This is a genomic window from Enterococcus durans NBRC 100479 = LMG 10746, from assembly GCF_001544215.1.
GTDB classification, from domain to species: domain Bacteria; phylum Bacillota; class Bacilli; order Lactobacillales; family Enterococcaceae; genus Enterococcus_B; species Enterococcus_B durans.
Genome location: NZ_BCQB01000003.1, coordinates 52451 through 64678 on the forward strand (window position 1 = coordinate 52451; position 12228 = coordinate 64678).

Here is a 12228-nt window from a genome sequence, read left to right on the forward strand (position 1 = left end):
TGATTAGCTGAAAACTTTGTTAGGAGGAATCATATGATTCAATTATTACGTTATGCAAAAGATTATCGTAAACAGATCATTTTAGGCCCAGTATTCAAGTTCTTTGAAGCTGTGTTCGAATTGATCCTGCCTCTTTTGATGGCGTCTTTGATCGATAATGGGCTTAAAATGAACGATCGAGGAATGATTATCAAAATGGGGGTCTGGATGATCGCTATGTCAGTGATTGGCTTAGTTTGTGCCATCATCTGTCAATATTACGCATCGGTTGCTTCCCAAGGGTTCGGTACCGAACTGCGCAATCAGCTAATCAAAAAAATCAATTCATTTTCACATAGTGAACTGAACCACTTTGGAACAGATACGCTGATCACACGAATGACAAATGATATCAATCAATTACAGCTGGCTCTCGCAATGGTCATCCGTTTGTTGATCCGTGCTCCTTTTTTAAGTATCGGCTCAGTAGTCATGGCATTTGTCATTGATTGGGAAGTGGGCTTATTTTTCTTAGCACTATTACCTATTTTTTCAGTTATTTTATATTTTATTATCAAAAAAACAATTCCTCTTTATCAAAAGGTACAAGAAAAATTAGATCGCCTAAACGCAACTGTTAGTCAAAATCTAAGTGGTGTACGTGTGATCCGTGCATTTTCTCGTACAGCTACAGAAATCGATACATTCAATAACGACACTGATGATCTGGCAAAGAATTATCTTCGTGTTTCGAATATTTCTGCTCTATTATCTCCTGCAACCACTTTGATTATGAACGTGGGGATCATCTGTCTATTGACCGTGGGGGGAATCAAAGTCAACATTGGTAATTTACAACAGGGACAAGTCTTAGCCTTGATCAATTATATGAATCAAATGTTATTGGCACTAATCGTCGTCTCTAATCTAGTGGTCATTTTTACAAGAGCCGAAGCTTCAGGAAATCGAATCAAAGAAGTGTTAGCCACAGAAAATACCATTGTTGATGCCGCTGAACCTCTCACTCCTGATTTCCACTCTCAGAATATGATCCAATTCGATCATGTTGATTTTCGCTATACACCAGATTCTGGCTTAGCCTTACAAGATATCACCTTCCAGCTAAAAAGAAAGACAGTCCTTGGGATCATTGGTCCTACTGGTAGCGGGAAAACCACATTGACTCAATTGATTCCTCGCTTCTATGATGTTAGCGCTGGTGCTATTTCCTTTGCCGAAGTCGATGTACGTTCTTGGGACCTTGATTCTTTAAGACACCAAATTTCACAAGTACCGCAGACTTCTGTCTTGTTTACTGGAACGATTCGTGAAAATCTACAGTGGGGAAAACAAGAAGCGAGCGATGAAGAATGTTGGGAAGCTTTACGGATTGCACAAGCAGAAGATTTCGTTCGCCAACTCCCTAAAGGTTTGGATACTAAAGTAATGGAGAACGGAAAGAATTTTTCTGGTGGACAAAAGCAGCGACTAACCATCGCACGTGCATTGATTGCCAAACCAGAATTGCTTATCCTAGATGATTCGTTGAGCGCTCTCGATTATCAAACCGATCTAAATCTGAGAAAAGCGTTACAAACGTCATTGGACAGCACCGTGATCATCATCTCGCAACGGATCCGCTCGATTCAAGAAGCACATACGATTTTAGTAATGGATCAAGGAAAAATCGTGGCTCAAGGTACTCACGAAGATCTACTAGCGCATTCAGAAGAATACCGCGAAATCGTCGCCTCACAGGAGGAAGCATAGTATGAAAACAAAAAAAATCTCTTGGAAAATCCTTAGACGTTTTGTTCCTTATCTTACGGCTTATTCCAAAGACATTTGGTTAGCTATCCTGTTAGGGATCATCAATGGGATCGCGACTGTTGTTATGACCTTACAGATTGGTCAAAGTATCGATCAAATAATTGGTGTCGGTCAGGTTAGATTCACTAAGCTTTTCCACTTACTTTTACTATCTGGCGGTATCGTTTTGATCAATGTAGTCAGTCAGTGGCTGATCCAGGTCTTGAGTAACCGTCTGGCTTATCTTTCAGTAGCTAAACTTAGAAAAGATGCATTTGCTCGTCTGAATAAATTGCCCCTTCGCTACTACGATCAAAATTCTCATGGGAATATCGTCAGTCGTTTTACAAATGACATGGACAACATCTCCATTGCCATATCAGCCGCCTTCAATCAATTATTCGCAGGTGTAGCGATTATCGTTTTATCCTTTATCTTTATGTTAAGATTAAGTCCTTTGTTGACTTTGGTGGTTGTTTGTTCGACGCCAATCATCTTTCTGGTTAGTTGGATCGTAGCTCGAGCTTCTCAAAATGATTTCGACAATCAACAAAAGATCATTGGAAACATCTCTGGATTCGTTACCGAAAGAATCGGAAATCAAAAGATAATCAAAGCTTTCCAACAAGAAGAAGTGAATCAGCAACAATTTAGAGTATTGAACGCAGATCTCTACGAAAAAGGCCAACGTGCTCAATTTTCATCTTCATTAACCAATCCTTCTTCACGTTTTATTGATCATATGGCTTATCTATCTATCGGTTTAGTGGGCGGGTTGCTTGCGCTAAGAAGTGGGTCAGCGATCACTGTCGGTGTGATTTCAAGCTTTACGATCTACTCCAGTCAATTTTCAAAACCGTTCATTGAGCTTTCAGGTATCACTACTCAAATACAGACAGCTTTTTCTGGTTTAGAACGAGCGTTTGAATTGATTGACCAACCTGAAGAAACACCTGATGATCCAGATGCGTATGCTTTGAATCCAGACACGATCAAAGGAGAAGTCGTCTTCAATCATGTTTCTTTTTCCTATGAACCAAAACAACGTCTGATCGAAAATTTCAACTTCAAAGCTGAACCAGGTCAAACAATTGCGATCGTAGGAAAAACTGGAGCAGGAAAATCAACGTTAGTCAACTTGTTGATGCGTTTTTATGAGACCACTTCTGGTTATATCACTATTGACGACTATGACATCAGACATATCCAAAGAGATACTTTACGAAAAAGCTTTGGTATGGTCCTACAAGACACTTGGTTATTTGACAGTACATTAAGAGAAAACCTTCAGTACGGCAAGCCAGACGCTAGTGATGAGGAAATCAATCAAGCCTTAAAAGCTTCTTACATGTATGAATTTGTCGAACGTCTGCCAGAAAAATTAGATACTAAAATTGGCGGACAAGGCCTTAAAATCTCTGATGGGCAAAGACAACTATTGACCATTGCTCGTACAATGATCAGTAATCCGCCTATGCTAATCTTAGATGAAGCAACCAGTTCAGTCGATACATTGACCGAAAAGAAAATCCAAAATGCTTTTCTCGCCATGATGCAAGGAAAAACCAGTTTCGTCATTGCTCACCGTCTTTCAACAATCAAAAACGCCGACCAGATCCTTGTAATGGACCAAGGTGCAATCGTCGAGATGGGTACTCATGATGAACTACTACAAAAAAATGGCTACTATCATCAGTTATACCAAGCACAATTTACAAAACAATAATAAAAAACAAGCAGTCTTCTGGGATGGGAAGACTGCTTGTTTTTTATTTTGCATGAATAGTTAAACTATTTAATATCTTTTTATATGGAATACTTCGTCCAACATAATAAATCGCTATGGACTGTAGAGGGATCCAAATCACTGTTTTTAAGAGACGAGGTGCCCAAACGACCCAACTAAATAATGGTACGTGGTACATCATCGCTAGCCATAACGGCGTCAAAATCAAGTTGATGATCAACGTGACGCTCAAGGTAGCTAAGATCGCATTTTTCCAAGTGATTTCTTTTCGATAAAAAAAGAACCCATAGATTGCTCCTTCGATAAAGGCGTTCAATGTAAATCCAATAAAGAAGGCTGTTTTTGAAAATAATGCCATTCCTACTAAGTCAGCTAATACCGCTCCAATCCCTGACCAGAAAGGACCAAACAAAATCCCCATGATCACTTGTGGAATAAAGGTCACACTGATCTTAATAAAAGGTGTTTCGATCGATACTAATCGGGATAGGGTGACCATCAAGGCAATCAACAATCCCATAATAGCGATCATACGTGCGTCTAATCTGTTTTTCTTCATTTCCTAGCATCTCCTTTAAGAGCTGCTACACAATACATGCAGCGAATGCGAAAATAAAACCGCGAACAATTCTGTCCTTCGTCAAAGAGGCAACATCCCATCCTCTCAGCACTTAACGCTTTATTTCCTACTCTGATTATTTTGGGAAATCATTCCCAGGTAAACTATAGCATAGTTCACTAGTCACTGTAAATAAAAAAACATATATTTTCAAATATACCTATTTCTAAGTTCGTGATTAGACGACATATTTCTGTATCAAATGGCATTATACTTTAAAAATACCGAATTTTATCAAAAAGATAATGGACGCTTTTCTAACTCATGCACGACTTTACGAAAATCTAAAAAGCCAGCTTCTAATCCTCTCAGGAGTACTTCTGCAGTGCCAATATTTGTTGCAAGCGGAATCTCGTAGACATCGGATAAACGAATCAGTGCAGTAACATCTGGTTCATGTGGTTGAGCTGCTAAAGGGTCCCGTAAAAAAATCACCAAATCCAATTCATCTTCAGAAATCATCGCACCAATTTGCTGATCTCCCCCTAATGGCCCAGATTTAAAACGATGGACTTTCAAGCCAGTTGCTTCTGTGATTTTCGCACCAGTAGTGCCTGTAGCGAAAAGTTCATGTTTTTCCAATATTGTTTGATAAGCAGTTGCTAATTTGACCATCATCGGTTTCTTTCGGTCATGCGCGATCAACGCGATTTTCATCTCTATCACTCCTTCTTCTTGCCAAAAAATGTGTCCCTTTTCATTTTACATCAAAGATGAGCACATTGACCAAAATTTAAATCAATTGTTGTTCAATGTGACATAGAAAAAAGATAACGCTTTCACATATAATTTGTTTAACGAATAAAACTAATAGAAAGCGTGGAATGACAAATGGTAGAAATGGCATTAAAACATGTATACAAGAAATATGACAACGCAGAAAACTATTCTGTAAACGACTTCAATTTATCGATCGATGATCGTGAATTCATCGTTTTTGTTGGGCCTTCCGGTTGTGGTAAATCAACAACATTGAGAATGATCGCGGGTCTAGAGGATATTTCCGAAGGTGAACTGAACATTGGTGGGAAAGTCATGAATGATGTAGCACCAAAAGATCGTGATATCGCGATGGTTTTCCAGAACTATGCCCTCTACCCTCACATGACTGTTTTTGATAACATGGCATTCGGTCTAAAATTGCGAAAATATGACAAAACAGACATCAAAAAACGGGTAGAAAATGCAGCAGAGATCCTAGGATTGACTGAATATTTGAAACGTAAACCAGCTGCATTATCTGGTGGACAACGCCAACGTGTCGCATTGGGTCGAGCAATCGTCCGTGATGCAAAAGTATTCTTGATGGATGAACCATTGTCAAACTTGGATGCAAAATTACGGGTTGCCATGCGTGCAGAAATCGCGAAATTACACCAACGCTTAGAAACAACAACGATCTACGTGACCCATGACCAAACGGAAGCAATGACGATGGCTGACCGTATCGTTATCATGAAGGATGGTTTCATCCAACAAATCGGTACACCAAAAGAAGTATATGACACTCCTGTCAATATGTTCGTAGCTGGCTTTATCGGCTCACCTGCAATGAACTTCTTCCATGTGACTTTGAACAATGGCGTGATCTCAGATGGCCATGGTTTGAAATTGAAAATACCTGAAGGAAAAAATAAAGTTTTAGTTGAAAAAGGTTATGAAGGAAAAGCAGTCATCTTCGGTATCCGTCCAGAAGACATCCACAGCGAGCAAGTCGCTTTAGAAGCTTCTCCAGAAGCCGTGGTCAACTCTGAAGTTGTCGTTTCAGAATTACTTGGTGCGGAAACAATGCTTTATACTAAGACAGGTTCTACTGAGTTTATTTCTAAAGTCGATGCGCGTGATTTCCATAAACCAGGTGAAATGGTGGATCTAGCCTTCAATATCAGTAAAGGTCATTTCTTTGATAAAGATACAGAAGAAGTCATTACTTTACCTTAAAATTGCCCCCTTTAAGAACGGCACAGGATAACTCTTGTACCGTTCTTTTTTTTCTCCTCACAAATCAAAAGAAGAAAGCTTGCTGAGGACGAGTCCTCATAAACTTTCTTCTTTTGATGATCAGCTGATCATTTTAAGCGACTTTTTTAACTGTCTTGCCAATGATTTCTTTTTTTTCTAATTGTTTTGCTTTAGTAAATATTGGGATATCGAAATATTTGCTCAATGTTCCTGCAACAAAGTAAGCAATATTATAATCTACTAAACTATGGATCAGACCTCCCACACCCATCAAAATAAATACAGTGTAGAAATAACCACCTGAATAATACGTTTCAGGCATATTCCCCATAAAGAAGAAGGCACTGACGACTAACATTTCAGTAATCGCATGGATGATGCCGATCACCAGATTAAAACTTTGAAAACGCCAATTTGCTAATGTCACTTGACCGTCTTTCAAAACGATTCGTGGATTTTTTTGTAAGTACCATGCCCCAATAACGGCAAATACTAGATGCGATAATGCACGTAATGCAATAATGAATGGTGTAGATAAAAAGAAACCGAATGTTGTACCTAATGCGACAGCAATTGCTACACCAGGTGAAAAAAATAAGGCAATAAATAATGGCACATGGGAAGCTAATGTAAAAGATGCTGGTGGAATCATGATTTTAGGCATCACCATCGGGATAATCACACCCATACCAATCAATAATGCAGAAATCGTAAGTGTTCGTACTGAATTTTTTTTCATTTTTCCCTCTCCTAACATGTCTTGACACATAAATATCGCTTTATTTTACCTTTAACTACAAAATGTGTCAAGACACATACACCGGAAAAATGAATAATCTCTAAAATAAATCAATAAAAAGGAAAATAAACCAGATCAACTAGCGGACAAAAGTGTTCTTCACTTTTATCCCACGCTTTTCTGATCTAGTTTATTTATGAAAGCGGAAATCTTTCATTAAATAGGGTTCGTTACTAAAAACTTTCCGCTTTATACATTTTACTTCTCTTCCAGCGCATTACTTAATGCTGCAAACTCTTCTAAAGATAATGTTTCTCCTCGGCGTTTTGGATCGATATTCGCCTTTTCCAAACTTCTAGTTAGCCAAGCCTTCGTATCTTCTTCTTTCCCATAGGTTGCCTGTAAATTATTCCACAATGTTTTTCTTCTTTGTTGAAAAGCAGCCTTCGTCAATCGGAAAAAGGCTTTTTCGTTGGTCACTTTGACCGCTGGTTCTGCTCTTCTCGTCAACTTCAAAATAGCTGAATCAACATTTGGTTGAGGAACAAATACTGTTTTTGGAACGATAAATGCTACGCTAGCTTCCATGTAGTATTGTACAGCGATGGACAAAGAGCCATATGCTTTGGTCCCTGGTTGAGCAGAGATCCGATCTGCAACTTCTTTTTGCATCATCACGACCATCTCATCAACGACCAACTCTGACTCCAAAAAATGCATCATAATTGGCGTGGTAATGTAGTATGGAAGATTAGCAACCACTTTCAACGGCAATTCTGCGTCAAAATAGTCCATAGCAGCCTGTTGTAAATCAGTTTTCAAAATATCTTGATGGACCACAGTCACATTCGGATAAGGAGACAGCGTGTCTTCTAATACAGGGATCAAACGATCATCGATTTCAAAAGCAACGACTTGTTTGGCATTTCTGGCTAATTGCTCGGTTAAAGCACCAATTCCTGGGCCTACTTCGATAACATTCGTTTCTTCATTGATTTGACCCGTTTCTACGATTTTTCTTAAAATATTCGGTTCAGTCAAAAAATTTTGTCCTAAACTTTTTTTAAACGAAAAACCGTGTTTCAATAAAATCTCTTTTGTCCTAGAGGGTATCGCAATATCACGGTATTCACTCATGTTGTTCCTCCACTTTTTTCATTGCTTGTACAAATTCTTCTGGGGTGATCCGAAACATCTTCAAACGTTTTTCCAATTGCTTACCATTGGTATAACCAATCCGCAATTCATCCCCTAATTTTTCGCGTTTTTCTTTTGCTTTCGCTCCAGCTATTAAACCATGAGCAACAAGAATCTGTCTAGTGATCTCAGTAGTTTCTTTTTTCTCAGCAGGAGTCACGACCTTTTTCAAGGCTTCTAATATTGCTTCATCACTTGCATGTTCTACACCAAGACTTCCCTGTTTACGTGGGCGTGCTTGTTTGCGCGGTAAAAATGCATGTTTGGCTTGTGGCACGACTTCCATGATCGTTTTCCGAATTTTTTCTCCCGAAAAATCTGGATCGGTGAAGATGATGACCCCTCGTGTTTCTTGGGCATGTTCGATTTGCATCAAAATATCTTCGTTGATCGCTGAACCGATAGTTTCGATCGTGTCAGCATCCACTACCTCTTGAAGTCTTCTAGTATCGTCTTTTCCTTCAACGACGATGATTTCTTGGATTTTTAACTTAGTCATTTTCATTTAACCTAAATAGACGATGTGCATTTTTCCATGTATGTCCAGCAACTTCTTCCAGCGTTAGTCCTCGTAATTCTGCAATTTTTTCAACAGTATAACGAGTATATCCCGGTTCATTTCGCTTTCCACGATAAGGGACTGGTGCCAAATAAGGAGCATCTGTTTCTACTAACAAGCGATCAAGCGGTACATTCATGGCTGCTTCTTGCACATCTGTCGCTTTTTTGAACGTCACGACTCCACTAAATGAGATGTGCATGCCTAAATCGAGGAATCGCTTTGCCCACTCAAAATCTCCGCTGAAACTATGCATGATCCCACCAATATCACGAATATCTTCCTCTTTTAAAATCGCATACGTATCTTCAAGCGCTTCCCTTGTATGGATACTGATTGGCAAATTCATTTCTTTCGCAATCGCTATTTGTCGACGAAAAACTCTATCTTGGACCTCTTTAGGGTCTTCCATCCAATGATAGTCCAGACCGATTTCTCCTAGTGCAACAACTTTTGGAGTTGTTAACTGTTCTTGTAATTTTTCTTCGACTTCCTTTGTATAACTGCCTGCTTCTGTTGGATGCCAGCCGATAATACTATATATGTTTGAATAATCATGACTAAGCTGCAGTGATTTGTCGATGGTTGGCGTATCAAAGCCCACAACAGCCATTTTAGTCACGCCCAATTCGTTTGCGCGTTCAATCGTTTCTGGAATATCGTCATTGAATTGTTCCGCATTTAGATGGGTATGAGAATCAAATATCATCTTCTATCTCTCCTTTTCTTCATTACTTTAGCATATAAGCAGCTATGGCAGAAGTATTAAAACTAAAAATCAAGATTTATTTTTAGAAAAATAATTTTTTATGGAAAAAGCATGAGGGACAAATCTAAAAATCAGTGTTCTACAAACTCTCGAATAAACGGCGTCCAAAAATCAGGTTTTTCGGAAATTTCAAAAAAAAAAAACGAGCGTGGGACAAAACTAAAAATCAGTTTTGCCACAGACTCTAACTCCGAATAAACGGTGGGAGCAAAAAGCAACTCCTTCGGAAATAAGCCGAAATTCACAAAAATTTGAAAAACAATTTTCGTTAATTTCTTCTTATTTCTCGGAGTTAAACACTTCTGTCCCAACCTCGTTTTTCTCTCCAATTTCTCAAACCTAAACGTCTTTTGTCTCGACCTCACTAACGACAAACGTCAGAAACAAAAAGCAACTTCTTCTTTTTTTGGAGCTAAAAACTCCTGTTCCAGTCTTTCATTCAGCTATTCTATATGTGTTTGTTTTTATAAAAATAAACCGGTATTCCTAATAAAGTCACGACAATCCCAATCATCGCAAGCCCTGTCTGAGTGAATAACGTCATGCCCAAAATAAAGACAGCGCCCACGATCGCAATCAGAGGAATAACAGGATATAAAGGAACTTTATAAGGTCGAGGCAAATCAGGTTGTTTCTTCCTTAAAACAAATACTCCGACAAAAATAAGTAGGCTAAACAACCACATCACAAATATCAACATATCTGTTAATAAATCAAATGAACCCACTGTCATCATGATACAAGCAATCACTAACTGAAAGATAGCTGGTGTATAAGGTACTGTAAATTTCTTTGAAAGCTTTGTCAGCTGGTTGCTGAAAGGTAGCTCATTTTCTAATGCCATCGCATAAGGAACGCGTATCCCTGTAAGCGTATAGCCATTCAATGCACCATAAACAGAAATCAAGATACCAATCGTCACGATTTTCCCGCCAATTTGACCAAAAATAACACCAGAAGCATCTGAAGCAGCATTGAGATTCCCTGCAATTTGATCGATAGGCAGTGTTTTTAGGAACACATAGTTGATCAATAGATAAACGACTGTGACAAAACTCAAGCCCAAAATAATTGCTTTCGGTAGGTCCTTTTCTGGATGCTTCATCTCACCAGCCATTGCGCCGACACCTAGCCACCCATCATAAGCAAACAATGTTGCCAGTAACGCACTACTCAATCCTTGCGCAAATGAAACATCTTTTCCTGCTTCGATCGGTAATAATTGCACAGTGCCATTGCCAGGAGTAAGCAACCCCCAAATCACAATAACTGCAAGTGGGATCAACTTGATCACTAAGGTAGCAGATTGCACAGTCGTTCCTACTTTGGTACCAAGCAAATTCAGACCTGTGATCGAAATTGCTGTGATAATAGCAATAAATAGTAAATAATCCGTGGATAATTGTAATAAATTGATCAATTGTGTAGCAAAGATGATGGACAGTGCAGCAATATTGGCTGGAAAATAAATCAAGCTTTGTGACCATCCAAGTAAGAAACTAGGCAATTTTCCATAGGCCGCTTCGATATATTTTACAGCACCACCAGTTTCAGGAATCGCGGTAGCAAGTTCTGCCACGGTCAACCCCGCACAGATCGTCAAAAATCCACCTAGTAACCATACCAATAATGTCAAACTAGTAGACTGTGTACTTGCGGTCACTGCTGCAGTTTTAAAGAAAACCCCTGCGCCAATAACCGTCCCCATTACAGTCGCTAATGCACCGAATAAATTAATCTCACGTTTCAACTTACCTTTCATTCGCATCCCCTTTTTCGATTAGATTTTAGTATAACCTCCAGTATAACGGAGAATATTTCACTTTACCATTACTTTTCAGAAATTTTTACTGTAAATATCCCTCTTTGGGCGGAGGTATCCTAGCAAAATGTTCGTTATACTAATGAGTACGATACTAAAGGAGGAGGATTCATGGATTTTAGACGTTCCTATCCAAAAATAGCCGATTTTTTAGAAAAAAAAGAGCCAATTACTAGAAAAAATCAACTTCATTCTCGCTGGCATTGGCTTACCTTGATCCTATTCGGGCTATTGACTGTTGCTACTTTTACCCAACAAATCTTTTTACTACTTGTTTCTATAGTGATCGTTGCTTTACTAAAAGGGCCAGGAATGATCTTTTTGGGCACGATCTATGCTTTCTTGGTAGGCTTATTTCCACCCATCGGCATCGTTTTGTCCGCTATTTTTTTCTTACTGAATCTGGGGACATTAGCCAAAAACTGGCGACTCTCATTAACAGGAATCTTTTTTTATGGCTATCCGATTGCTGCGATGTTTCTAAGAGTTTGGAGAAATTGGGACAATATTTGGTTTCTCACTGGGAGCTTAGCCATTGGCTTGCTTGTGCTCCACCTTCTCCTGACAAAAATTTACCAACGGTATGGAATCGGTAGAACGATTTTTTGGTATCTTTTCTCGCTACCCTTTGTTTTTCTGACGGCCCTTTTGCCAAAACGTTTAAAAAGAAGAATCAAGCTTCTACCCAAATCATGATCGATCACTATTCTTAAGTCAGAGATACGCAAAATAGGAAAAATTATTTTGCGTATCCCTGACTTATTTTTTTGTGCTTTTTTCAGCCACGAAATAACTAAAATAGACTGCTTCATTCATTTAGGACAGGAATAACTGGTTTTAGGACAATCCATCCATTCAGGACAACAACTTTGTTAATCTATAAAAAGAATGGATACTTAAAGATCGTATTGTCAAGTTACTGCTCTATCATACATAGCAGAATAGCTCACCTCACTGATAGAAAAGAAAAAGCTTGATCTTCGCTTATTTTGCGACACTGTATTTTTTCGATGTCCTAGAGCGATC

General features: G+C 38.8%; 11 protein-coding genes and 1 riboswitch. Of the genes, 4 read left to right on the forward strand and 7 right to left on the reverse strand.

The genetic code is table 11. The annotated features are described in order from the left end of the window. Window positions 1-33: 33 nt before the first annotated feature. Window positions 34-1749, forward strand: a complete 1716-nt coding sequence (locus ED2_RS01480) for an ABC transporter ATP-binding protein (protein ID WP_060789678.1) — start codon at window positions 34-36, stop codon at window positions 1747-1749. 1 nt (window position 1750) lies between these two features. Next, complete coding sequence (locus ED2_RS01485) at window positions 1751-3514, forward strand: ABC transporter ATP-binding protein (RefSeq protein ID WP_016177712.1); 1764 nt, start codon at window positions 1751-1753, stop codon at window positions 3512-3514. 43 nt (window positions 3515-3557) lie between these two features. On the opposite strand, the gene ED2_RS01490 is transcribed toward ED2_RS01485, so the two are convergent. After that, window positions 3558-4094, reverse strand: coding sequence for a folate family ECF transporter S component (locus ED2_RS01490; protein WP_005876627.1), 537 nt, complete (start codon window positions 4092-4094; stop codon window positions 3558-3560). Window positions 4095-4131: 37 nt separating this feature from the next. Beyond that, window positions 4132-4231, reverse strand: a riboswitch (THF riboswitch). A 157-nt stretch (window positions 4232-4388) separates the two neighbouring features. Next, a complete protein-coding gene (gene mgsA, locus ED2_RS01495) occupies window positions 4389-4811 on the reverse strand; it encodes a methylglyoxal synthase (protein WP_005876625.1) in 423 nt (140 codons plus the stop codon). Between the two features lie 174 nt (window positions 4812-4985). On the opposite strand from mgsA, the gene ED2_RS01500 reads away from it, so the two are divergent. After that, window positions 4986-6095 carry an ABC transporter ATP-binding protein gene (locus ED2_RS01500; protein ID WP_016177711.1) on the forward strand — a complete coding sequence of 370 codons (1110 nt, stop codon included), beginning with the start codon at window positions 4986-4988 and terminating at the stop codon, window positions 6093-6095. Between the two features lie 133 nt (window positions 6096-6228). Here the strand turns inward: ED2_RS01500 and ED2_RS01505 are convergent, their stop codons facing one another. From ED2_RS01505 to ED2_RS01530, 5 genes are all read right to left on the reverse strand, one after another. Next, window positions 6229-6855, reverse strand: a complete 627-nt coding sequence (locus tag ED2_RS01505; RefSeq protein WP_005880261.1) for a hypothetical protein — start codon at window positions 6853-6855, stop codon at window positions 6229-6231. 258 nt (window positions 6856-7113) lie between these two features. After that, entirely contained in the window at window positions 7114-7992 is an 879-nt protein-coding gene (gene rsmA, locus ED2_RS01510) for a 16S rRNA (adenine(1518)-N(6)/adenine(1519)-N(6))-dimethyltransferase RsmA (RefSeq protein ID WP_016177710.1), read from the reverse strand. Beyond that, complete coding sequence (gene rnmV, locus ED2_RS01515) at window positions 7985-8551, reverse strand: ribonuclease M5 (protein WP_005880257.1); 567 nt, start codon at window positions 8549-8551, stop codon at window positions 7985-7987. Before rnmV ends, rsmA begins: the two co-directional genes overlap by 8 nt. After that, a complete protein-coding gene (locus ED2_RS01520; protein WP_016177709.1) occupies window positions 8544-9320 on the reverse strand; it encodes a TatD family hydrolase in 777 nt (258 codons plus the stop codon). Before ED2_RS01520 ends, rnmV begins: the two co-directional genes overlap by 8 nt. Before the next feature lie 508 nt (window positions 9321-9828). Further along, window positions 9829-11142, reverse strand: coding sequence for an APC family permease (locus tag ED2_RS01530; protein ID WP_005880251.1), 1314 nt, complete (start codon window positions 11140-11142; stop codon window positions 9829-9831). 171 nt (window positions 11143-11313) lie between these two features. On the opposite strand from ED2_RS01530, the gene ED2_RS01535 reads away from it, so the two are divergent. Further along, complete coding sequence (locus ED2_RS01535; protein ID WP_016177708.1) at window positions 11314-11898, forward strand: hypothetical protein; 585 nt, start codon at window positions 11314-11316, stop codon at window positions 11896-11898. The last annotated feature ends 330 nt before the right edge of the window (window positions 11899-12228 follow it).

Bases quoted from the DNA above. Each gene is read 5' to 3' on its own strand.
- ED2_RS01480 (WP_060789678.1), top strand. From the start codon at position 34: ATGATTCAATTATTACGTTATGCAAAAGATTATCGTAAACAGATCATT.
- ED2_RS01485 (WP_016177712.1), top strand. From the start codon at position 1,751: ATGAAAACAAAAAAAATCTCTTGGAAAATCCTTAGACGTTTTGTTCCT.
- ED2_RS01490 (WP_005876627.1), bottom strand. From the start codon at position 4,094: ATGAAGAAAAACAGATTAGACGCACGTATGATCGCTATTATGGGATTG.
- mgsA (WP_005876625.1), bottom strand. From the start codon at position 4,811: ATGAAAATCGCGTTGATCGCGCATGACCGAAAGAAACCGATGATGGTC.
- ED2_RS01500 (WP_016177711.1), top strand. From the start codon at position 4,986: ATGGTAGAAATGGCATTAAAACATGTATACAAGAAATATGACAACGCA.
- ED2_RS01505 (WP_005880261.1), bottom strand. From the start codon at position 6,855: ATGAAAAAAAATTCAGTACGAACACTTACGATTTCTGCATTATTGATT.
- rsmA (WP_016177710.1), bottom strand. From the start codon at position 7,992: ATGAGTGAATACCGTGATATTGCGATACCCTCTAGGACAAAAGAGATT.
- rnmV (WP_005880257.1), bottom strand. From the start codon at position 8,551: ATGACTAAGTTAAAAATCCAAGAAATCATCGTCGTTGAAGGAAAAGAC.
- ED2_RS01520 (WP_016177709.1), bottom strand. From the start codon at position 9,320: ATGATATTTGATTCTCATACCCATCTAAATGCGGAACAATTCAATGAC.
- ED2_RS01530 (WP_005880251.1), bottom strand. From the start codon at position 11,142: ATGAAAGGTAAGTTGAAACGTGAGATTAATTTATTCGGTGCATTAGCG.
- ED2_RS01535 (WP_016177708.1), top strand. From the start codon at position 11,314: ATGGATTTTAGACGTTCCTATCCAAAAATAGCCGATTTTTTAGAAAAA.